The 23096-nt window shown below is 33.3% G+C and carries 21 protein-coding genes; 14 read left to right on the forward strand and 7 right to left on the reverse strand.

What is annotated here, in order from left to right; translation table 11 throughout:
* Window positions 1–174: 174 nt before the first annotated feature.
* Window positions 175–1068, reverse strand: a complete 894-nt coding sequence (locus ACSVH5_RS03635) for a polysaccharide pyruvyl transferase family protein (protein WP_438060098.1) — start codon at window positions 1066–1068, stop codon at window positions 175–177.
* 301 nt (window positions 1069–1369) lie between these two features.
* Between ACSVH5_RS03635 and ACSVH5_RS03640 the strand changes: the two genes are divergently transcribed.
* Window positions 1370–2320 (forward strand): hypothetical protein, encoded by a 951-nt coding sequence (locus tag ACSVH5_RS03640; RefSeq protein ID WP_438060099.1) that lies wholly within the window; start codon window positions 1370–1372, stop codon window positions 2318–2320.
* Here the strand turns inward: ACSVH5_RS03640 and ACSVH5_RS03645 are convergent.
* Window positions 2317–3423, reverse strand: coding sequence for a glycosyltransferase (locus tag ACSVH5_RS03645; RefSeq protein ID WP_438060100.1), 1107 nt, complete (start codon window positions 3421–3423; stop codon window positions 2317–2319). The two genes, ACSVH5_RS03640 and ACSVH5_RS03645, sit on opposite strands and share 4 nt — an antisense overlap.
* Window positions 3424–3763: 340 nt before the next feature.
* On the opposite strand from ACSVH5_RS03645, the gene ACSVH5_RS03650 reads away from it, so the two are divergent.
* Window positions 3764–4528: a lipopolysaccharide kinase InaA family protein gene (locus ACSVH5_RS03650; protein ID WP_438060101.1), complete on the forward strand. Its 765-nt coding sequence runs from the start codon at window positions 3764–3766 to the stop codon at window positions 4526–4528.
* Here ACSVH5_RS03650 and ACSVH5_RS03655 read toward each other — a convergent pair.
* The 3 genes from ACSVH5_RS03655 to ACSVH5_RS03665 all read right to left on the reverse strand — a co-directional run bounded on the left by ACSVH5_RS03655 (window position 4525) and on the right by ACSVH5_RS03665 (window position 7332).
* Window positions 4525–5313 carry a glycosyltransferase family 2 protein gene (locus ACSVH5_RS03655; RefSeq protein WP_438060102.1) on the reverse strand — a complete coding sequence of 263 codons (789 nt, stop codon included), beginning with the start codon at window positions 5311–5313 and terminating at the stop codon, window positions 4525–4527. The two genes, ACSVH5_RS03650 and ACSVH5_RS03655, sit on opposite strands and share 4 nt — an antisense overlap.
* Window positions 5303–6379 carry a glycosyltransferase family 9 protein gene (locus ACSVH5_RS03660; protein WP_438060103.1) on the reverse strand — a complete coding sequence of 359 codons (1077 nt, stop codon included), beginning with the start codon at window positions 6377–6379 and terminating at the stop codon, window positions 5303–5305. Before ACSVH5_RS03660 ends, ACSVH5_RS03655 begins: the two co-directional genes overlap by 11 nt.
* A gap of 137 nt (window positions 6380–6516) precedes the next feature.
* Entirely contained in the window at window positions 6517–7332 is an 816-nt protein-coding gene (locus ACSVH5_RS03665; protein WP_438060104.1) for a 2,3,4,5-tetrahydropyridine-2,6-dicarboxylate N-succinyltransferase, read from the reverse strand.
* A 266-nt stretch (window positions 7333–7598) separates the two neighbouring features.
* Between ACSVH5_RS03665 and ACSVH5_RS03670 the strand changes: the two genes are divergently transcribed.
* Together ACSVH5_RS03670 and ruvX are read left to right on the forward strand one after the other, a co-directional pair.
* The gene (locus tag ACSVH5_RS03670) at window positions 7599–8213 is read left to right on the forward strand and encodes a PAS domain-containing protein (RefSeq protein WP_438060105.1); all 615 of its coding nucleotides are present in this window, start codon (window positions 7599–7601) and stop codon (window positions 8211–8213) included.
* A gap of 106 nt (window positions 8214–8319) precedes the next feature.
* Window positions 8320–8730 (forward strand): Holliday junction resolvase RuvX, encoded by a 411-nt coding sequence (gene ruvX / locus ACSVH5_RS03675; RefSeq protein ID WP_438060106.1) that lies wholly within the window; start codon window positions 8320–8322, stop codon window positions 8728–8730.
* Window positions 8731–8870: 140 nt separating this feature from the next.
* On the opposite strand, the gene ACSVH5_RS03680 is transcribed toward ruvX, so the two are convergent.
* Window positions 8871–11084, reverse strand: coding sequence for an FUSC family membrane protein (locus ACSVH5_RS03680; RefSeq protein ID WP_438060107.1), 2214 nt, complete (start codon window positions 11082–11084; stop codon window positions 8871–8873).
* Between the two features lie 193 nt (window positions 11085–11277).
* On the opposite strand from ACSVH5_RS03680, the gene def reads away from it, so the two are divergent.
* The 4 genes from def to ACSVH5_RS03700 all read left to right on the forward strand — a co-directional run bounded on the left by def (window position 11278) and on the right by ACSVH5_RS03700 (window position 14752).
* Window positions 11278–11865 carry a peptide deformylase gene (gene def / locus ACSVH5_RS03685; protein WP_438060108.1) on the forward strand — a complete coding sequence of 196 codons (588 nt, stop codon included), beginning with the start codon at window positions 11278–11280 and terminating at the stop codon, window positions 11863–11865.
* 78 nt (window positions 11866–11943) lie between these two features.
* Window positions 11944–12417, forward strand: coding sequence for a DUF5606 family protein (locus ACSVH5_RS03690; RefSeq protein WP_159686289.1), 474 nt, complete (start codon window positions 11944–11946; stop codon window positions 12415–12417).
* Between the two features lie 79 nt (window positions 12418–12496).
* Entirely contained in the window at window positions 12497–13270 is a 774-nt protein-coding gene (gene mazG, locus ACSVH5_RS03695; RefSeq protein WP_438060109.1) for a nucleoside triphosphate pyrophosphohydrolase, read from the forward strand.
* Window positions 13271–13309: 39 nt separating this feature from the next.
* Window positions 13310–14752: an APC family permease gene (locus ACSVH5_RS03700; RefSeq protein WP_438060110.1), complete on the forward strand. Its 1443-nt coding sequence runs from the start codon at window positions 13310–13312 to the stop codon at window positions 14750–14752.
* Between the two features lie 5 nt (window positions 14753–14757).
* Here ACSVH5_RS03700 and ACSVH5_RS03705 read toward each other — a convergent pair whose 3' ends face one another.
* Window positions 14758–15438, reverse strand: a complete 681-nt coding sequence (locus tag ACSVH5_RS03705; RefSeq protein WP_438060111.1) for a Crp/Fnr family transcriptional regulator — start codon at window positions 15436–15438, stop codon at window positions 14758–14760.
* A gap of 109 nt (window positions 15439–15547) precedes the next feature.
* Here ACSVH5_RS03705 and ACSVH5_RS03710 point away from each other — a divergent pair, with 109 nt between their 5' ends.
* The 6 genes from ACSVH5_RS03710 (at window position 15548) to ccoG (ending at window position 23071) form a co-directional block, all read left to right on the forward strand.
* Window positions 15548–17935: a heavy metal translocating P-type ATPase gene (locus ACSVH5_RS03710; RefSeq protein ID WP_438060112.1), complete on the forward strand. Its 2388-nt coding sequence runs from the start codon at window positions 15548–15550 to the stop codon at window positions 17933–17935.
* A gap of 110 nt (window positions 17936–18045) precedes the next feature.
* Entirely contained in the window at window positions 18046–18228 is a 183-nt protein-coding gene (gene ccoS / locus ACSVH5_RS03715) for a cbb3-type cytochrome oxidase assembly protein CcoS (protein WP_438060113.1), read from the forward strand.
* A gap of 7 nt (window positions 18229–18235) precedes the next feature.
* Window positions 18236–20419, forward strand: a complete 2184-nt coding sequence (gene ccoN / locus ACSVH5_RS03720; RefSeq protein ID WP_438060114.1) for a cytochrome-c oxidase, cbb3-type subunit I — start codon at window positions 18236–18238, stop codon at window positions 20417–20419.
* Between the two features lie 8 nt (window positions 20420–20427).
* Complete coding sequence (locus ACSVH5_RS03725) at window positions 20428–20607, forward strand: CcoQ/FixQ family Cbb3-type cytochrome c oxidase assembly chaperone (RefSeq protein WP_438060115.1); 180 nt, start codon at window positions 20428–20430, stop codon at window positions 20605–20607.
* A gap of 16 nt (window positions 20608–20623) precedes the next feature.
* A complete protein-coding gene (locus tag ACSVH5_RS03730) occupies window positions 20624–21568 on the forward strand; it encodes a cbb3-type cytochrome c oxidase N-terminal domain-containing protein (protein ID WP_438060116.1) in 945 nt (314 codons plus the stop codon).
* An 84-nt stretch (window positions 21569–21652) separates the two neighbouring features.
* On the forward strand, window positions 21653–23071 hold the full coding sequence (gene ccoG / locus ACSVH5_RS03735) for a cytochrome c oxidase accessory protein CcoG (RefSeq protein WP_438060117.1): 1419 nt from the start codon (window positions 21653–21655) through the stop codon (window positions 23069–23071).
* Window positions 23072–23096: the final 25 nt, after the last annotated feature.

A 23096-nucleotide genomic window follows, 5' to 3' on the forward strand; every position in this document is an offset into this window, starting at 1 on the left:
ACAATCGTTTGGATTGTAAGCCTTTTTTTTCGGGTAAGCTAATTTAGTAAAAGAGAGTGAATCACTTTTGAAAGAGTAATGGTAAATAAAAGTCATCATTGCTTGTATTCATTCCATATTTTAAAACTTTAAAATTCAATGCAATTAAAAAGTTGATTTTAATCGGCAAAAAGATTAGTATCCCAGATAATCAAAAACCTTTTCAGAGAATTTTAGATTGATTTCTCGACACTCTTCCAATATGCCTGAATAATTTTGTGCTTTTTTACAATCAGATTTAAAGGTATCAATTGTGGAAAAAACGGGTTGGTATTTAAAAGTATAAAATTTCGAGGAGTTAGGGAAAACCACCACTTTTTTATTCATCAATAAACTCCAGTACATAGCATGATAACTATCGGTTATGATGGTGTCTGTTTTGGCAATAAATGATACAATATCTTCTAAACTTGTAGTATTTGAAGTTGAAGGATAATCCTTGAACTTGTCTAAAACTTTGCGATTGTTGAGCGTTTTTTTATGAAAGATTAATCCAATTTCGTTACTTACCTCTGATTTTGTATCTAGGATAGGATGTAGACAACTCGCACAAGGCACCCATTCTTCTTTCATGTCATAATCTCTCACACCGACTAAACCAAATTTTTTGGTGTCAATATTGTATGATGTTATTTTACCATAAGCTTTTGGATTTTTTTCATTATGCCCCAATCCCCACAAAACCATTTTTTTATTTTTTTGGCTTAATTTTTCAAAAGCATGAATTTGTTTATCAAAGCTTCCTCGATTAAGCAACCCACCTCCGCCTATAATCAAAGAATTCTGAGAAATGGTATCAATAAAATTTTGTTTGACTGTTGGAACTAAACTTTTATAATCAAAAATGTCCAAAGATTGCTGTAGTTGATCAAAGTAATGGTGTGGAGCACAGTAATAATCTCCTATGTTTTTTTCATCAATCCTGTGGATGTTTACGATACCATGATTCTCTTGTAGATTACGGGTTATTGTGTTTAATGTTTTTTCCGATGAAATAGCTTTTTGAATAGAATTCAGTAAGTGAAGCATATTTTAAATTGATAGGTTAAGGTGATAAATCTATAAAATATAAATACATGATTTAGATTATATTTAATAAATTATGAAAGGATTGTTTATAAAGTGTTTTTAAAATAATAAAATAATATTTTTAATACTAATATTCTTTAAATCTATAAATTTTGAGCTGCTTTCTTCCTATAATGCATAATTCATTACTACAAATAAGGAATAAAAAAAATCGACCAAATTACTTTAGTATTAAATGAAATAGGAATGACTTTTTTTATTATTACTTCTTTATTTTTGCAAACTTATAATCGAATAATAAATGATCCGAAACAAAAAAATTGCAATTATTACTACAAATTCATTTGGTTACATAGATTTTGTTGCTGAGAAATTGCGTGATAAAAATATAGATTTACTTTTTATTAATATTGACGCAATCCCTTTTTCTTATAGTAACAAATTAGTAAGGTTTTTTAATTTGTTTTTAAAACTAATTCTTGGTTTTGGATTAAAAGAAATCAATAGAACTGATTTTATTATAAATGCCATTAAGAAAAGAGGAAAATTAGATCAAGTTCTTATCATTAGGCCTGATAAGCTCCAAAAAAAAGCTTTAGTGTTTGTCAGAGAAAATTGTACAGAAATGAATACTTTTTTATTTGATGGGATAGAAAATTTTAAAGAACAAAAAAAGCTCCTTAGTTATTTCGATTCAGTTTATAGTTACGATAGAAATGATGTTACAAAATACAATTTAAAGTTTTTGACAAACTTTATTTTTGACGACAGTATTGAAACAACAATAAATTCACAAAAAGTATTTAATATATCTTCGTTTGATAATAGATTTGTGTTATTGGAGAAATTAGCTTTGGAATTGAAAAAAAACAATATTTCTTATAGGTTTATTGTGAAAAAGAAGAAACATGAAACACATTCTAATGTTGAAATAATTGATAAGTATTTGCCTTTGAATGAAGTGAAAAAAATAATCGCAGCTAGTGATATTTTGGTAGATATTCAAAAAGAAAAACAAACTGGATTAAGTTTTAGAGTTTTTGAATCTCTGGGGTACAATAAAAAATTAATAACTAATAACCCAGATATTAAAAATTATGATTTTTATGACGAAAGAAACATTTATGTTTTAGAAGGTGATGACTTTTCTATACCAAAAGAATTTTTTGAGTCTGAATATATAAAGGTAAGTCCTGAAATTTTGGAAAATTATAAATTGGATTGTTGGATTAAAAAAGTATTTAATGTTTAGTCATTCAATGATTGGTAAAACTCATAGTATTTTTTTTGCATAGTATTCAAATCATGATTTTGTTTTACTAATCTAAAAGCGTTTGTTTTTATTTTTGATTCCAATTCAGGTTCATTTAAAACAGTTAAAATTGCATCCGACAATGCATCTGAATCTTTTAGGTTTGCTAAAAATCCAGTCTCACCATTTTTGATTACCTCTGGAATTCCTCCTGCCATTGTTGCGACTACAGGTATTTTACAAGCAAAGGCTTCATAAATGGTTAGTGGGAGCCCTTCTGTAATTGAGGTATTAAGGAAAATGTTAAATTCTGGAAGTAAGTCAGTAACATTGTTTCTAAAACCAGTCAAAAAGACATCATCTTGTAAATCATTGGTTTTGATATAATCAATTAAGCTCATTTTTAGAGGTCCATCTCCAATTATAAAAAACTTTAAAGGAATTTTTTTATCGTTTTTTTCTTTTACTTTCTTGGCAGTATCTATAAAAGTAAAGAGGTCTTTTTGTTTGGTTAATCCTGCAATATTTCCAATTATTTTTGTTTCAGGCGAAAGATTGAATTCTTTGTGTAATAGATTTTTGTTAGTATGTGAGGCAAATTTTTCAACATCAATAGCATCATAAATGGTCAATAGACGATTATTGTCAGTAATTATGTTTTCAAAGATTGCTTCTACTGCTTTAGAGACACAAACAATTTTCTTAATACTAGGATGTGAATATTTATACCTATTTGCAATTTTATCTTTTATTCGATTATTTCTTTTTCGGCTTAGAATTAATGATGTTGAATTATTAACATATTTCATGGCTATTAAACCTGCATTTAAGGCTGAAGAATCATGAATATGTAGTATTGAGATTGATTTTTTTCTACAAATTTTAATAATTGCAAGTACCAGGTTAATTAATTTGAGTTTGTTTTTCTCATAGGTAAAATAATTAGCCTTGTCTTTTTTACAAATTCCTGCTAATACAGAGTTTGATGGACATAGAATGTATTGGGTTATGTCATTTTTTTCTTTCAAAAGATTATAAACCGTGTACATTTGAGCATCACCTCCTCTAAGTTCAGTAATTGAAGTTACATTTAAAATTTTCATTTTATATAGAAATTTATTGCAAAATTATCTATTTTTTTTCTCATTTAATTGTAATAAAATTATAAACATTTCTTAGTGTTTTTAAAATAATTTATAACATAGTTCCTTTTTTGAATTTTGTAGGAAAGTTTTAATTATAGAAAAAAATATTTTATAAACATATTTTTTTGGAAATACAATTCCTTTTTAATTTTGAATAGGTTAAAATTTACTTTCAAAATCCAAACAGTTTGTAAAACGCTTAGCAAAACTTACCTTTGCCGTTACGATTTTATTTGAGAGAAGCCAAAGTATTAGTAGTAGCTTCATTTTATTCCTCATTTTTAATTCATTTTAGTATATGAAATATGTTGTAAGTCCTTTATTTGCTGCTTTTGATACAAAAATTCAAGAGTGTATCTCTACTTTTCAATCATCAGGAATTCTTTTTGGAGACGGTCAACGTAATACGATAAAGTTGTTTGAATGGGATGATTGCACTATCAATATAAAATCATTTAAAATTCCGAATCTAATCAATAAAATCGCCTATCGTTACTTCAGAAAGTCAAAAGCGAGAAGATCTTTTGAATACGCAACGACTTTGCTAGAAAAAGGAATTGGTACTCCTCAGCCCATCGCTTATTTAGAGAATTATAATTGGCTTGGTTTAACGAGTAGTTTTTATGTTAGTGAACATTTGGAAACCGAATTAACCTTTCGTGAATTGGTTGAAGTTCCTAATTATCCCGAACATGAAATTATTTTAAGACAGTTTACTAAATTCTGTTTCGACTTGCACGAGAAAGGAGTTGAGTTCTTAGACCATTCGCCTGGGAATACTTTAATCAAAAAAGTAGGAGAGGAGCACTATGCTTTCTATTTGGTAGACTTGAATAGAATGAATTTTCATTCCACTATGGATTTTGATATGAGAATGAAAAACCTAAGTCGATTGACACCAAAGGAGGAAATGATTGCTGTAATGAGTGAGGAATATGCAAAGTTTTACGCTCAACCCAAAGAAGTTGTTTTTAAAAAAATGTGGTTTTTTACTCAAGAATTTCAACAAAAATTCGCCAAAAAGCAACGATTGAAAAAGCAACTAAAATTTTGGAAGGCTTAGTTGTTCGAACGCAATTTTTTTAATTCTTTAAAGCGTTCATAAACGCTGTAGGCATTCAAATAGCATATAATCATTCCTTTCTTTCCATCTAATATTCCTAATCGAATAATGTATTGATATAGGAATTGATATACGGGTCGAATATAAAAATGAAAAATATTTGGAACCGTACCTTTGTTCAATTCCTCTATGGCTTTCATTTTTCCATAGTGTATCATTTTGTATTTGTAACTAGAATAATCAGTATAAGAATAGTGCAGGAGTTTATTCTTAACTATGCCTGATTTTCCATTTACAATCAGTTTTTCGTGAACTATTTTATTAATGTCGTAATAGCAGTTTTCTTTTCGGAAAAGGCGATAAATTTTATCGGTTTGCCAGCCACTAAAACGTAAGGGTTTCTTATTGAACAAGAAAGTTCGGCTGAATTCGTAGGCTACAATAGCGTTTTCTTTTTGAATGATGGTTTTTATTTCTTCTTCGAGAGCTGGGTTGATTCTTTCGTCGGCATCAATAAAAAGAATCCACGGATAGGAAGCCAAATTAATCGCAAAATTACGTTGGTCGGCGTAGTTGATAAACTTGTTTTGAATGATTTTTACATGTTCAAAACTAGACGCAATGCTCACCGTAGCATCTGTACTGTAAGAATCTACAATAATGATTTCATCAGCAAAAGCCAAGTTTTCGATGGCACTATTTATATTGCTTTCTTCATTGAAAGTGATTATTAAAGCACTTAAACCCTTACTTAATTTTGCAGAAATGCGACCACTACTTTTCAAAATCAGTTATGTTTTGATCTAGAAATTGATTTAACTTCGCTGTGAAAAATTCAGGTTTGAATTCTTGATACAATTCAAGCGCCTCTTTTTTAAGCTCTTTTTCTGATTTTGAAGCAAATAATTCAGGTTTAAAATCTTGAAGATGAACGGAACAGTGTCGAATGCCATCTTCAAAAGTGGCCCAAATTTTCTTTTCTATCCAAGGCGAAAAGAGTATAAAAGAAGGTTTGTTTAACGCTTTTGCCATATTGATCGCCCCTCCGTCATTGCCTATAATCACGTCACATTCGTTCATAAGGGCTATATAAGAGCGCAAATCTCCTCCTAATACCTCAAAATAAATCTTTTGTTGGGTTTCTTTTTGGCAAGCATTATAAACGGCTTTGGCAGCTTCTAACTGTTTTGGAAAATAATTGAAAAGTATGGCAACATCTCTATTGCAAGCAATGGTATCTACTACGGTAGCCATATAGTGCAGTGGATAGGTTTTTAAGTTCTCACTGCCCAAAAGGCTAATCATTATTTTCTTTTTATCGCTTTTTACAAGATGCTGTTCTAAAAGTATCTTCGCTTTACTGGTTTCTTCCTCTGTAACGAATAATTTAGGTAAAGGATCGATGGATATTGATAATCCTAACGGTTTGAGTAACGAAAGGCGTCTTTCGATAGCTAAACCAAGATTGGTTTCTGGATAAGCTTCAAACGGAACATTATCAGTGTATAAAAAAGTACGTCCTGGTTTTTTATAGGATATTTTTCTTTTGGCACCACTTAAGGCTACAATCAACCAGCTTTCTAGTTTTGAGTACGCATCAATCAATAAATCGTATTTTGTAGCTCGTATGGAAAGTCCTAATTGTAACAAAGCACGCTTGCTTTTACGATGTTTTTCTTGAAATAAAATGATGTTGTCAATACTTGAATTCCCTTCCAAAACTGGAGTTGTAGCTTCATAAACCAAATAATCAATTTGAGCATTGGGATAGGCTTTTCTTAGATTATTACATATGATAGAACTGATAAGAACATCACCAATCATCTTTTGTTGTATGACTAATATTTTCATTTTATTTCGGCATCTTTTTTATAGTTACAAATTGAAGGAAAAAAAACAACTATTGCTAATTTGTTCTAGAAATAAAAAATTCCAAATTCCTCTTGAAGTCAATTGGAATTTGGAATTTCAGTAGTATCTTTTTGAGATTAAACCGCTACATCATATTCGCGAAGTGCATTGTTTAGTGAGGTTTTTAAATCAGTTGAAGGTTTACGAGTTCCAATAATTAAAGCGCAAGGAACTTGGAATTCACCAGCAGCGAATTTTTTAGTATAACTTCCAGGAATTACCACTGAACGTGCAGGAACAAAGCCTTTCATTTCAACAGGTTCATCACCAGTAACGTCAATAATTTTTGTAGAGGCAGTTAGACAAACGTTAGCTCCAAGAACCGCTTCTTTTCCTACGTGAACACCTTCTACAACAATACAACGTGAGCCAATGAAAGCACCATCTTCAATAATTACTGGAGCTGCTTGTAATGGTTCTAGCACACCACCAATTCCAACACCACCACTTAAGTGTACGTTTTTACCAATCTGTGCACAACTTCCAACTGTAGCCCAGGTATCTACCATAGTTCCTTCGTCTACATAAGCTCCAATGTTCACATAACTAGGCATTAAAATCACACCACTAGAGATATAGGCTCCATAACGAGCTACAGCATTAGGAACTACACGAATTCCTTTTTCAGCATATCCTCTTTTTAATAGCATTTTGTCATGATACTCAAAAATTCCAGATTCCCAAGTTTCCATTTTTTGAATAGGGAAATACATTACCACTGCTTTTTTTACCCATTCATTTACTTGCCATCCATCTCCAACAGGTTCTGCAACACGAAGTTTACCCGAATCAAGTAATTCGATTACTTCTCTAATTGCATCAGTTGTAGTGGTTTCTTGTAATAAAGCTCTGTTTTCCCAAGCTTGTTCTATAATAGTTTGTAATTTGTTCATGTTAAAAATATTTTTTACAAAGATAATTCGATTTTTTGTAAATCTAACTTTGTTCAATTAATAGTAACATTTTTAATCTTTTTGTGAAAAATAATTAGTAAAACGAATCTATAAGCGTAAAACAAAAGAAAATTCCATTTTCGATATCGATATCGAAAGGCAAATGATAAAAATCATATTTTAAAAAATGTGTACTATATATTTTTGCCCATTATCTTATTGTACGATAAGCAATACAAAAATAAAACCAACCTTAAACCAGAAAAATGGAATCAAATCAGTTATTTAAACAGCCAACTATCATTGATAAAGAGGTAGTTTGGGACAAGTCGAGAATCATTATGAGTAAAACCGACCATCGTGGAATCATCGAATATGCTAATGAGGTTTTTGTAGATGTTTGCGGATACGAAGATTACGAACTTATGGGGCAACCTCATAGTATAATTAGACATCCAGATATGCCAAAAGTACTTTTTAAAGTATTGTGGGAAAATCTAAAACTAGGAGGTAATTTTCACGCAGTGGTTAAAAATCTAGCAAAATCAGGAAGATACTATTGGGTGGTTACTGATTTTGAATCAACCAAAAATGAAGATGGAGAAATTACCCATTATTTTGGAAGAAGAAGAGCAGTTCCTCAAGAAATAATCACTAATCATATTGAACCATTATATAGAAAGTTGTTACAAATTGAGAAGGCAAGCGGGGTTGAATACAGCGAAAAATATTTGATAGGATTTTTAGAAGAAAAAAATCGTTCATACGTTGAATACATTAATGATTTGTTTACGGAATACGAACGTTCTCAAAAACCAGATACTCCAATCGCGGTTGAAGAGGAAAGAGGTTTCTTTAAACGTTTTTTCGGTATTCTTTAGTTTTTTTGCATTACAATATCCAAACCGCTTTACTGTATGGGAGCGGTTTGTGTTTTTTACTCAATAGATTTCTTTGTGTATCTTTGCTTCAATAAAAAAGTTACAAATGCCAAGAATTCTCGCCATAGATTACGGACAAAAACGCACTGGAATTGCAGTTACTGATGAGTTGCAAATTATTGCTTCGGGTTTAACAACTATCGCATCGGCTACTACAATTGATTTCTTGAAGGAGTATTTTGCCAAAGAAAAAGTAGAAGCGGTATTGATTGGAGAACCCAAACAAATGAACGGAGAGCCTTCTCAAAGCGCTTCCATCATCAAAGGATTTGTGACGCATTTTACCAATCATTTTCCCGAGATGAAAGTTATTCGTGTCGATGAAAGATTTACTTCTAAAATGGCTTTTCAGACCATGATTGATAGCGGATTAAACAAGAAACAACGCCAAAACAAAGCGCTTATCGATGAAATATCGGCTACAATAATGCTACAAGATTATCTGAACCGAAAGTAGTTTTTGTTTTTTATTGTTAGGTTTTGAATGAAGACCCAACGTTGTTGGTAGAAGTTAGTGAATGTTTCCAAAGTGTAAAAAAATATAAAACAACAATAGTTTATAGAAAGCCTCTTTTTCAATCAGAAATTGAGGCTTTTTTATTCTTTTGCTACTAATAATTTGGTGTTTTTTAGAATATTCTCAGAAAGGTTAATCAACCAAATCAATTGTTCGATAATGAGTTGAGCTTCTTGCATCAAAACTTTATTGGCGGCATCAGAAGTGTCCTTTTCAGTGATTTCTTTTAATCGAATGGCCAAAAGTTCTGTAAATCCTTTCGCTTTTTCAGAGTTTGAAATAGGAAGGATTGAAGAGGAATAAGAAGGGTTTAATACCGATAATGCTTCGTCTAAGTTTTGTAAGACAGTTGCCATTACACGATTGAAGGCATCTGAAGCAGCCGTTGTTTGGTGTGATTGAATGTAGGTTCCCATTGATGCAATGGAAGAAAGTAAGGTGTGATTCAAAACAGTCAATTTGTATACTTGAGCAATCTTTTTTTGTTGTGATTTGGGTTCTTGGCTCATCCGTTGGAACGACGCCATAAGATTCCCAATCTCAATAAAGGCATTTTTTCTAGCGACCTTATAAACCGTTGTAACACTTCCTTTTTTGTTGTAGAAAAGTGCAATTTCATTCAAGTATTTTCTATTGGCAAGAATTACTTTTTCTATATGTTTGGGCGTATTTATAAATTCCCATGAAGGCCAAACAAAATGATTGAAAGTATAAGCCAAAACAGCTCCAACTATGGTGTCTATAATTCTAAATTCAATCACACTAGCACTATTGGGCGTAAGTATACTGTATAGGAAAACCACATACATTGTCACAAAAGTAGCACTCGTTTTATAGCTAATATTAGTAAAAGACATTCCTAAAAGCACGCATAAAATAGCCATCAAACTCAAGACTACATTATTGTCAATGAAATAAATACAGCCAAAAGCAATGAAGCCCCCAAGGAAAGTTCCAAAAGTTCGCTGAAACGAACGTTCTTTGGTCAATCCGTATCCAGGGCGCATGATTACGATGATGGTGAGTAATATCCAAAACACATTTTGAAAAGGCAAAATTGTGCCAATCAAAAAGCCAAAAAGTAAGGTAATGGAAAGTCGCAGCGAATGTCTAAAAAGGGTAGAGGAAAAACTCAAGTTATTGATAAAGGTAGACAAAGGATAGTATTGAGGAGTTAGGAATTTTTCTAACTCTTTTCGATTTACTTTCACATCTTCTTCTTTTATTTTTAGATTAAATGCACGCTCAATAATCTTTATTTTTTCGACCTGACTTTCGGCATATTGTAACATTGTGGTCAACATAATCACGCCCTCTTTTGCATCCTCACTACCTAATGTTTTTTCATATGCTAAAATGGTAGCTTCAAATTTTTTCAAATCCTCAACCAAAGAATGCTTGGAACGATAGGTGGTTCTACTTTCAATATTTTTGCTCAATTGCTTCAAGGTTTTTTTCAAATTGGTAGCAATTGTCGAGTAGCTTTTGATAACTTGGGGATGCGCATCAAATTTTTCGTGTAGCGTTTTGTGATCAAAAACGGTAGCCAAGGCCAACTCTAATATTTCGACTAGATTGACAAATACAATCAAGAGTTTTCGGTTTTGAGCCGAATCCGAAGAAAGCGATTGGTTGCCTATCAGCACTTTTCGAATGTTTTCGTGATTGGTGTTGATTTCGACTTGTAAGGCCAGTTGTTTTTCGGTTATCGTTTTTTTGTCGGCGTCAATTTTCCATAAATCAGCTCTTAGTTTTAGATACTTGGCTGTCAAATTGATGCACGAAGCCAGTTGTAATTCAATAAAACGATAGGGATTTAGATAATAAAAGAGCAACGAAATCAAAAGATAAAATAAGCCTCCAGCCAACATTAATGCACTATATTGTAGCATTTCCCAACCAGAATGCAAATGTGCAAAAGCCAAACAAATAGACAATAAACACGAGAAAGAAACCGCTGTAGCTCTTTGTCCATATACGGAAATCATCGAGAATAGAAAAATGAGCAAACCAAAAAGTGGGTAAAAAATAATGCCATAGGGATAGGCAAGATTGACCAATAAATTCGCAAAAGCTACCATGAATGCAGTAACGATGAGCCCGTTAATCTTATGTTTTAAACTACTAGGTATATCGCTAGGGTAAGTAAAAAAAGCACCAAGTGCTATGGCAAAACCCTCTGCAAAATGTCCCAAGTATGCAAAAAACAACACAGGAGTTACTGTAGCTGTGGTAACTTTCAGAGCATTGGTAAAATGCGTACTATCGGCAAATTTTCTTATTTCTTCAATCATGGTAGTAATTTCATTTCAAAGGTAAGAATTGTAGGCTTCTTAAGGTATACAATTGTACTTCGAATTTGGTTAAATCAGGAAAAACGAAACTTATTCTTCATTAGGAATTCGGCATTGTTGAAATTTTACTATTTTTGCCAACCAATAAAAAAGGAAAGAACCCTTTTGTGGCATAAACTTAATTACGATAACAATGATTTTACCAATTATAGGGTACGGTGATCCAGTTTTACGAAAAGTTGGAGAAGAAGTAACTCCTGATTATCCTAACTTAAAAGAAGTAATTGCAAACATGTACGAAACCATGTATAATGCTTCTGGAGTTGGTTTGGCTGCAGAGCAAGTAGGTTTACCTTTACGATTGTTTGTTGTAGACACCACTCCGTTTAGTGATGATGACGATTTAGAAACAGCGGCTCAAAAACAGTTAAAAGGTTTCAAAAAAACATTTATTAATGCCAAAATCATCAAAGAAGAAGGTGAAGAATGGGCTTTTAATGAAGGTTGTTTGAGTATTCCAGATGTTCGCGAGGACGTTTACAGAAAACCGATTGTAACGATTCAATACTGTGAAGAGGATTTTGTGATGAAAACCGAAGTTTTTGATGGATTAATTGCTAGAGTTATTCAACATGAATACGATCATATAGAAGGAATTTTGTTCACGGATAAAATTTCAACTTTGAAAAAAAGATTGATCCAAAAGAAGTTGAAAAATATCATGGAAGGAAAAACATTTCAGGACTACAGAATGAAATTTTTTGCCAAAAAAGGAAGATAAATTAGGGTGTAGTTTTTCGGCTTGTTTTCAAAATATTGCAAGCCAAACTATTAACAACCAACATTAAAAATAGACACAATGAATTTAGAAAAAATTTTAGCGATTTCAGGTAAACCAGGTTTATTTGCATTGAAAGTACAAACAAGAACAGGTTTTGTTGCAGAATCTTTATTAGATGGAAAAAAAGTAACAGTAAGTTTAAAAAGCAACGTGAGTTTGTTGACTGAAATTTCTGTTTATACCTATGATGCTGAGAAGCCATTGGCCGAAGTAATGTCGAATATTGCTAAAAAAGAGAACAACGGAAAAGCTATTTCTCATAAAGAAGACAACGCTACTTTGAATGCTTATTTTAGAGAAGTGCTTCCTGAATATGATGAAGAAAGAGTATACGCATCAGATATCAAAAAAATCTTGAACTGGTACAATATGTTGCAAGAAAGAGGATTGGTTACTGACGATGCTCCACCAGCCGTTGGGAAAGAAGAATCAGTTACTGAAGAAGTGGCTGCTGAAGCAAAGCCCAAAAAAGCGAAAGCTAAAAAAGAGTAGTAGTACTTATACCAATATAAAATCCTGTTGAGTCGTTTTCTTGACAGGATTTTTTTATTTTTACCAAAAACCAATGACCATGAATAATAGAGCCAAGCAATTAGAAGCCTTCGATCGATTGTTAACCATAATGGACGAATTGCGAGAAAAATGCCCTTGGGACAAGAAACAAACCTTGCAATCCTTACGTCACTTAACCATTGAAGAAACCTATGAGTTAGGGGATGCTATTTTGGACAATGATTTGAATGAAGTCAAAAAAGAGCTTGGCGATTTGCTGTTGCATTTGGTTTTTTATGCCAAAATCGGAAGCGAAACACAAGATTTTGATATTGCCGATGTATGTAATGAAATTTGCGAAAAACTCATTCATCGTCATCCTCATATTTATGGAGATACGGTTGTGGAAAATGAAGAAGAGGTAAAGCAAAACTGGGAAAAACTCAAATTGAAAGAAGGGAAAAAATCTGTTTTAGAAGGTGTTCCTAGAAGTTTACCCGCTTTGGTTAAAGCTAGCCGAATTCAAGATAAAGTAAAAGGAGTTGGATTTGATTGGGAAGAACCGCATCAAGTTTGGGACAAAGTGCAAGAGGAATTGCAAGAACTTCAAGAAGAAGTGGCGTCGGAAAATCAAGACAAAATGGAATCAGAGTTTGGAGATGTTTTATTTTCGATGATTAATTATGCCCGTTTTTTAAACATCAATCCAGAAGACGCTTTGGAACGAACCAACAAAAAGTTTATCAAGCGATTTCAATATCTAGAAAGCAAAGCTGAAGAACTAGGGAAACCACTAATGGATATGACTTTGGCTGAAATGGATGTTTTTTGGAATGAAGCCAAGAAGCTTTAAAGAATAACAACCACTCATTATATAAAATTCTACTTTTACATGTCAGAAAACAAAACCGAATTAAAACGATCATTAGGCTTACTCGATGCAACAAGTTTAGTAGCAGGTTCTATGATTGGTTCAGGGATATTTATTGTTACATCAGCGATGGCCAGAGATATTGGTTCTGCCGCATGGTTGCTATTGATTTGGGTTGTTACTGGTTTAATTACTGTAGCTGCTGCTTTGAGTTACGGAGAGTTGGCAGGAATGATGCCTAATGCCGGAGGTCAGTTTGTTTACATTCAAAGGGCTTATGGTCGCTTGGTTTCTTTTCTCTATGGTTGGACTGTTTTTTCGGTTATACAAACGGGTGTAATTGCTGCTATTGCTGTTACATTCGCGAATTACAGTGCTGTATTTTTTCCTGTTTTGGATACCGTTTTATTCCAATCTGGGAGTTTTGTTTTTTCTAATAAACAGGTACTTGCCGTTTTTAGTATTTTTATTTTGACCTATAGTAATACCAAAGGAATCGAGAACGGAAAATGGATTCAATTGATATTAACGGCTACTAAATTATTGGCGCTTTTTGCGCTTATAATTTTAGGAATCTATGTTGGGTTACAAAAAGATATTTTGTCGGCCAATTTTAGCAATATGTGGGAAGCGAGTAAGACAGTTGTACATCCTGATGGCTCTGTTACAGTGACAAAATTAGTTGGTACAGCAATTTTAGGAGCAGCTACTGCTACGATGATAAATTCATTGTTTTCTAGCGATGCATGGAATAATGTCACGTTTATCGCAGGTGAAATAAAAGACCCCAAGAAAAATATTCCAAGAAGTTTGTTTTTGGGAACATTGATTGTTACTGTGATTTATGTTTTGGCCAATTTAGCTTATTTGTCAATATTGCCATTGCACGGAACTCCTAATAGTAATGAAGTAGTTGCAAATGGAATTATGTTCGCCTCCAATGATAGAGTAGGTGCTGCGGCTGCGAGCATGATTATGGGAAATACGGGAGTTTTCGTGATGACTGCATTAATAATGATTTCCACCTTTGGTTGTAATAGTGGATTAATTCTATCTGGTGGTCGTTTATTTTATGCGATGGCTAATCAAGGATTGTTTTTTAGAAAAGCTACAGAACTTAACAAACATCAAGTACCAGCGAAGGCACTTTGGGTACAATGTATTTGGGCATCTGTGCTATGTGTATCTGGAAAGTTTGGTGATTTATTGACCTATGCCACTTTCGCTTCCCTATTGTTTTATATTTTAACGATATTGGGTGTTTTTGTTTTAAGAAAAAAAGAACCCAATGCGTTGCGACCCTACAAAGCATTGGGTTATCCTATTGTTCCTGCACTTTACATTCTTGTTGCTACAGGAATATGTTTGACACTGTTGGTCTATGATTCAGTGAATACTGGAATCGGACTAGCTATTGTTGCTTTGGGAGTTCCTATTTATTTTACCGTTTTTAAGAAAGAGTAACGCGCTTATTCGGCTACTTTTTTTAATTTGTTTAAGTCTTTGATGGCGATTTTTTTTCCAGTCAATTCAATGAGCCCTTTTTTATTAAATTCAGATAAAATTCGGATACAACTTTCGGTTGCTGTGCCAGTCATTCCGGCTAATTCTTCTCTCGAAAGTTGGATTTTTAATGTACTATCTTCATTTTTTCCAAAAGTCTCTTGTAGATTGATTAAAGTTTCAGCTAGTCTGTTTTTTACTGTTTTTTGAGCCATTGAGACTACATGCAAATCCGATTCTTTCAAGTCTCCACATATACTTTTCATCAAACTTAATGAAAATTGGTTGTTATTAGTAAAGAAATTCAAAATCTCAGTTTTTGGAATAAAACAGACTTCCATATCTTCTAGTGCTACCGCTGTAAGATTTGCGGGTTCATCACTCACCATGGAACGCTGACCAAGAAGTTCGCCAGCTTTTACGAGTTTTACAATTTGATCTTTTCCGTTGGTACTTAGCTTAGAGAGTTTGCAAAAACCTTCTTTTATACAATATACACCGTTTAAAGTTTCTCCTTCTTGAAAAATAGGGTCACCTTTTTTTATAGTATAGGATGTTTTACAATTAGCAATTTTTAAGAGTTCTTCTTTGGTTAGAGCTTTTAAAGAGCTAAATTGACGTACTATACATTGCTCACATTTACTCATCAATGTCTGGAATAATTTTGTGCAAAAATAAACAAAATTATGATAAAAATCATATTTTTAGGTTAATCAATTTGTAATCTTTGCGGTACTTTAATAGGAAAAATTTAACATGAAAAAAGAGAATTGTTTTCACTGTGGCTTAGAAATTGAGAAGGCCGAAGAAATCCATTTTGATACTAAAATTTTTTGCTGTAACGGTTGTATTACAGTTTATGAAATATTTAGTGCGAATGACCTTTCTTGCTATTATGATTTTGAAAAATCGCCAGGTGCAACACCTCTCGATATTGCAGGAAAATACGACTTTTTAGATAATTCAGCTATTGTTGCCAAGCTTCTTGATTTCCAAGAAGAGAACACAGAAATCATTACCTTAAATATTCCACATATTCATTGCAGTTCTTGTATTTGGATTTTAGAAAATCTACAACGATTACAACCTGGAATCAATACTTCGCAGGTTAATTTTCCAGAGAAAAAAGTTAGAATCAATTACAATCCAAGCTTGGTAACGGTAAAAGATATCGTTTATCTTTTGAGTTCTATTGGGTATGAACCCTACATAAGTCTTGAGAATTACGAGACTGGAAAAGAAAAGATTGATAGAAGTTTGACGTACAAGTTAGGAGTAGCTTTTTTTAGTTTTGGAAACATCATGTTGCTTTCTTTTCCTGAGTATTTTGAGGTTGAAGAATATTGGTTGGATCAATATCGCGGTTTTTTTCGTTGGTTGATTTTTGCCCTTTCTTTACCCAGTTTCTTTTATTCGGCAAGTGGATATTATGTCTCGGCTTATAAAAGTATTCGTTCCAAAATGCTGAACATTGATATTCCAATTGCGCTTGGAATAGTGGTAATGTTTGTCAGAAGTACCTTTGATATTATCATGGATTACGGCTCTGGATTTTTTGATAGTTTATGTGGGCTGATTTTTTTCATGCTCTTGGGAAAAATGTTTCAGATAAAAACCTATAGTTTTTTGAGTTTTGAAAGAGATTTTAAATCCTATTTTCCCATCGCGATAACTAGAATTAATCCTGATACTTCCGAAGAAAGTATACCTGTTTTTGATATCCAAAAAGGAGATCGTTTATTGATTCGAAATCAAGAGTTGATACCTGTTGACGGCATTTTAATTAGTGAAAAAGCAGAGATTGATTATAGTTTTGTTACTGGAGAAGCAATCCCAATTGTAAAAAGTTCAGGAGATAAGGTTTTTGCTGGAGGAAAACAAATTGGGAAAGTAATCGAAATGGAAGTATTGCATTCTGTTTCTCAAAGTTATTTGACGCAGTTATGGAGTAATGATGTTTTTCAGAAGAAAGTCGAGCAAAAACACAAAACCATTACCGATGCGATTTCGCGTTATTTTACCCCTATTTTGTTATTGATTGCATTTGCCGGTTTTGGGTATTGGATATTTTTTGATGCCAATACTGCTTTCAATGTTTTCACCGCAGTTTTGATTGTAGCTTGTCCTTGTGCTTTGGCTTTGACCGCGCCATTCACTATGGGCAATGTGTTGCGCATTAATGGAAAACAAAAGTTCTATCTCAAAAATGCTTTGGTAATCGAACAATTGGCTAAAGTCGATACTCTAGTTTTTGATAAAACAGGAACTATAACGACCAATAAAAAATCAAATATTAGCTATCAGGGTATCGCGTTTAGCGTTGAAGAACAAGCTTTGATTAAGAGTGTTTTAAGAGCTTCTAACCATCCTTTGAGTAGAATGCTTTATGACTTTTTACCAGAAACCAAAAGAGAAAAAGTCATTCTTTTTGATGAAATTCCGGGAAAAGGAATTCAAGCCAAGATTTTTGACAGGCAAATTCAAATTGGTTCCGCTTCTTTTGTGTGCAAAGTACAAGAGGAAGGATTGCAGCAAACCGCGGTTCATATCAAAATTGATGAGGTGTATTACGGTCAGTATATCTTTAATAATGAATATAGAGCAGGATTAGAGGATTTGTTTCAAGTATTGAATAAAAAGTATGAAATAAAAATTTTATCGGGTGATAATGAAGGCGAAAGGCTCACTTTGGAAACCTTACTTCCCAATGGGATTGAATTGATTTTTAATCAAAAACCCGAAGAAAAATTGGCATTTATCAAACATTTGCAAGAGCAAGGCAAAAACGTGATGATGGTGGGCGATGGCCTAAATGATGCTGGAGCCTTAGCACAAAGTAATGTAGGAATTTCAATTTCTGAGAACGTCAATGTATTTTCACCAGCGTGTGATGCGATTCTCGATGCATCAGAATTTTTTAAGTTAAACTACTTTTTAAACCTATCCAAAGACGCTATAAAAACCATAAAAATGAGCTTTGGATTATCCTTATTGTATAACGTAGTAGGACTCTCCTTTGCCATCACTGGAAACCTCTTGCCGTTGGTTGCGGCCATCATTATGCCTCTGAGTACCATTACGATAGTGAGTTTTGTAACGATAATGAGTAACTATTATGCGAGAAAAATAACGACCGCATTATAGTGTACTTCTTCTTTTTTTTACATAATTTTAACAAAATAAGATAAAATATGATAAAAGTCATATTTTGAAATTTTTCTTAAAACTATTTTTGTCTATATAATTCTTATACTATGAGTGTCATTTATCTTTTAATCTCCATCAGTATTTTTGTCGCTATTGGTTTTTTTGTCGCTTTTGTGATTGCCGTAAGAACCGGACAGTACGATGATGATTATACTCCATCGGTGCGAATGCTCTTTGATGATGAGTTAGCCAAAAAAAATCATAAATCAACAATAACAAAAGAAAACTAATTTAATTATGGAAATGCAACAATTTTATTACGACAACAAAATTGTAAAGAAGTTCATTTACGCAACCATCGTTTTTGGAGTTGTGGGAATGCTTGTGGGCCTTATTTTGGCTTTTATGTTTCTGTTTCCCAACGTAACCGAGGGCATTTCTTGGTTAAGTTTTGGTAGATTGAGACCTTTACATACTAATGCTGTTATTTTTGCCTTTGTAGGAAACGCAATGTTTGCCGGGGTTTATTATTCTTTACAGCGATTACTTAAAGCAAGAATGTTTAGCGATTTTTTGAGTAATCTTAATTTTTGGGGTTGGCAGTTAATTATCGTTGCCGCAGCTGTTTCATTGCCATTAGGATATACTTCATCCAAAGAATATGCTGAGCTAGAATGGCCAATTGATATTGCTATTGCGTTGATTTGGGTTGTTTTTGGTATCAATATGATTGGAACAATGCTCAAAAGAAGAGAGCGTCACTTGTATGTAGCGATTTGGTTTTACATAGCTACTTTTATTACTGTAGCTGTTTTACATATTTTCAATAGTTTAGAATTGCCTATTTCGGCAATGAAAAGTTACTCAGTGTATGCTGGAGTTCAAGATGCTTTAGTACAATGGTGGTATGGTCACAACGCAGTAGCATTTTTCTTGACAACACCGTTCTTAGGATTAATGTATTATTTTGTACCTAAAGTAGCCAATCGTCCTGTTTATTCTTATCGTTTATCAATCATTCACTTTTGGTCTCTGATTTTCTTATACATTTGGGCTGGACCACACCACTTATTGTATTCTGCATTGCCAACTTGGGCACAAAATTTAGGAGTAGTTTTCTCAGTAATGTTGATTGCTCCATCTTGGGGAGGTATGATTAATGGATTGTTGACTTTGAGAGGAGTTTGGGACAAAGTTAGAGTTGAGCCTGTTTTGAAATTCTTCGTAGTGGCAATGACGGGTTATGGTATGGCAACTTTTGAAGGACCAATGTTGTCTCTGAAAAATGTTAACGCTATTGCACACTATACGGATTGGATTATTGCACACGTACATGTAGGAGCCTTAGCTTGGAACGGATTTATGGCTTTTGGTATTATTTATTGGTTGATCCCAAGAATGTCAAAAGGAACTTTATACTCTACTAAATTGGCAAATTTCCACTTCTGGATTGGTACTTTAGGGATTATACTTTATGCTTTGCCAATGTATGTTGCTGGTTTCTTACAAGCTTCAATGTGGAAACAGTTCAATCCTGATGGAACATTAACTTATGGAAACTTCTTAGAAACAGTAACTCAAATTATACCAATGTATTGGATGAGAGCTGTTGGTGGTACTTTATATTTAGCAGGAATGTTGGTGTTAGTGTATAACATTGTACAAACAGTGCGCAACAGCGATGCAATTGAAGATGAATTGGCAGAAGCTCCTGCTCTTGAAGAAATCAGTACTAAACGTAAAAGAGGTGAAAAATACCATACTTGGTTAGAAAGAAGACCAATACAAATGGCAATTTTAGCGACTGTAGCTATTTTAATTGGAGGTATCATTCAAATTGTTCCAACTATTATGGTCAAATCGAATATTCCAACAATTGCTAGTGTGAAACCTTATACTCCTCTAGAATTAGAAGGACGTGATTTGTACATCCGTGAAGGTTGTGTTAGTTGCCACTCTCAATCTGTTCGTCCATTCAGGAGTGAGGTAGAGCGTTACGGTCCTCAAGCTAAAGCAGGAGAATTTGTATACGATCATCCATTTCTTTGGGGATCAAAACGTACTGGTCCAGATTTGCAACGTGTTGGTCAAAAATACAATGACAACTGGCACTTTAACCATTTTTGGAGCCCACAAAGTATTTCAGCTGGTTCTATCATGCCTGGTTATAAATGGTTGTTTGATAACAAACCTATGGACGTTTCTATGACTGAAAAGAAAATGAAAGCCATGGCTACCTTAGGAGTTCCATATACTGAGGAACAAATTGCAAACGGACAAAAAGATTTGAGAGCACAAGCTATCAAAATTGAAGAGAGCTTGAAAAATGATCCCGACTTTGTAAAAAGTTACGAGGAAAGTAAAAAGAAAGCAGAGGCAAGAGGGGAGAAATTTGTTCCTATGAACGAAAGAGAGATTGTAGCTTTGATTGCTTACATGCAACGTTTAGGTACTGATATCAAAGTAAAGGACAATAAATAAGAAAGACGATGTTTGAACAAATTAAACACAATATGGAGACAATTGCAGGGATTGCAATTTATCCAGTACTTTCATTGTTGATTTTCTTTTTCTTCTTTGTAGGATTAGCTTTTTGGGTGTTTTCATATAAAAAAGAAACCATTCAAGAAATGAGCAATATTCCACTTGAAGACAATCCTTCTGTATAATTTAAAGCATAAAAAAATGAAAAAATTAATTCCAGCATACGTAAGGGTTCCTCTTATTTTCTTCGCCGTTTTTGGTGCGATGGAGTATTTTATCGACTCAGGGGATCGTCCAGCTTTTATTAAATTTCCAATGGTTTCGGTGTTCTTGTTTGTCTTTCTGTTCTTATTGATTGCAATCGAGATAACTGTAAGCGCTATTGATGCCATTACTTATAGTTTATTGACAGACGAGCAAAAGGCTAAATTAGAAGAAGCTTCTTCTGTAAGTTTAGGAGAAAGTGAATGGTATAAAAATCTAATGAAAAAATTAACCAAATCGGCTCCAATTGAAAAAGAAGGGGAGTTACTTTTGGATCACGATTATGATGGTATTCGTGAGTTAGATAATAGTTTACCACCTTGGTGGGTGTATTTATTCTATGCTTGTATTGCTTTTGCTGCTGTATATTTAATTCGTTATGAAATATTAGGTGCTCCTGACCAAGAAACAGAATTGAAAAATGAAATCGCTCAAGCCAAAATTGAAGTGGCGGAATATATGAAAACAGCTCCTGATTTGATGGATGAGAAAACGGTTACTTTGTTGACGGATCCAGCTGAATTAGCTATTGGAAAAGAAATATTCACGACGAATTGTGTGGCTTGTCACCGTGCAGATGCAGGAGGACAAATTGGTCCAAACTTAACCGATGATCATTGGATTTTAGGTGGAGGAATCAAAAACGTTTTCCATACGATCATGAATGGAGGTCGTGACGGAAAAGGAATGATTTCTTGGAAAGGGACATTAAAACCAAAAGAAATGCAAAAAGTTGCGAGCTATATTTTATCGTTACAAGGAAGCAATCCTAAAGATGCTAAAGCTCCCGAAGGAGAAATATGGGTAGATGATGCTGCTCCAAAAGCAGATGGTACTGCTGCTCCAGTTGCTGTTGCGAAAGATAGTACTCAAGTTAAATAGTATAATTCAAATAATTATATAGCCTGTGTCAAAGTGTTTTGCTTTGACACAGTTGTTTTAAAATGTCTTATAAAAACAAAAGCCATGGCAGTTCTACCTGATGAATCTTTTCGTGATAGTATTGCAACTATCGATAAAGAAGGCAATAGAAAGTACATTTATCCCAAAAAACCTTCAGGGAAATTTTACGACTATCGCAAATGGTTAAGTTATTTTTTGTTGATCATACTTGTTGCCAATCCATTTATTAAAATTAATGGCAATCAGTTCATGATGTTCAATGTTTTAGAACGTCGTTTTAATATTTTTAGCTTTCCTTTTTGGCCACAAGATTTCTATCTTTTTGTGTTGTTTATGGTTGTAGGAGTAGTATTTGTGATACTGTTTACTGTCATTTTCGGACGTATTTTTTGTGGATGGATTTGTCCTCAAACCATCTTCTTAGAAATGGTTTTTAGAAGAATAGAATATTGGATTGAAGGTGACCGCGGAGCTCAAATCCGATTGGATAAGCAAGAATGGAATACCGATAAAATAAGAAAGAAAGCCACAAAATGGTTTATCTTTCTTTTGATTTCTTTCTTTATTGCCAACGTGTTTTTGGCTTATTTGATAGGCAGTGATGTGTTGCTTCACATGATTAAAGATGGGCATAAAGGACATTTGAGTACTTTAATTTCACTATTGATTTTTACGGGAGTATTTTATTTTGTCTTCGCTTGGTTTAGAGAACAAGTTTGTATAATTGCTTGTCCATATGGTCGTTTACAAGGTGTTTTGCTTGATAATAAATCTATCAATGTTGCTTATGATTTTGTTCGTGGAGAAAAAGAAAAAGGGCGTTCAAAATTTAATAAGCAAGAAGACAGAGCGACAACGGGAAAAGGAGACTGCATTGATTGTAAACAATGTATACACGTTTGCCCAACAGGAATTGATATTAGAAATGGAACTCAATTAGAGTGTATCAATTGTACAGCCTGCATCGACGAGTGTGATACGATTATGGAAAGTGTTGGCTTACCCAAAGGATTAATTCGTTACGCTTCAGAAGATGAAATTGAGAAAAACGAGAAATTCAAGTTCACTACTAGAATGAAAGGTTATAGTGCTGTGCTTTTTATTTTAATTGGAATTCTCTCTGGATTGTTGTTTTTGCGTGCAGAAATTGAAACGTCTATTTTACGCTTGCCTGGACAATTGTTTCAACACAAAGGGAATAACATCAGCAATGTGTATACCTTTAAAATCATCAATAAGTCCAACAATGAAATTAAAGATGTCCACTTTAAATTAAAAGACATAAAAGGGACATTGAATGTGGTAGGAAAACAAAATTTTGTGGTGCCAAGGCAAGGTATGAGTAGCGGAACTCTTTTTATCGAAATCAATAAATATTTACTGGAAAGTGATAGGACCAAAGTAGAGATAGAAGTGTACGAAGGAGATGAATTAATACAAACTACAGCGACCAATTTTTTAGGACCTCGTAGTTTTGATTAATACTGTTTTTAATAATTAAATTATA

The organism is Flavobacterium sp. RSSA_27 (assembly GCF_051547125.1).
Lineage (GTDB): Bacteria > Bacteroidota > Bacteroidia > Flavobacteriales > Flavobacteriaceae > Flavobacterium.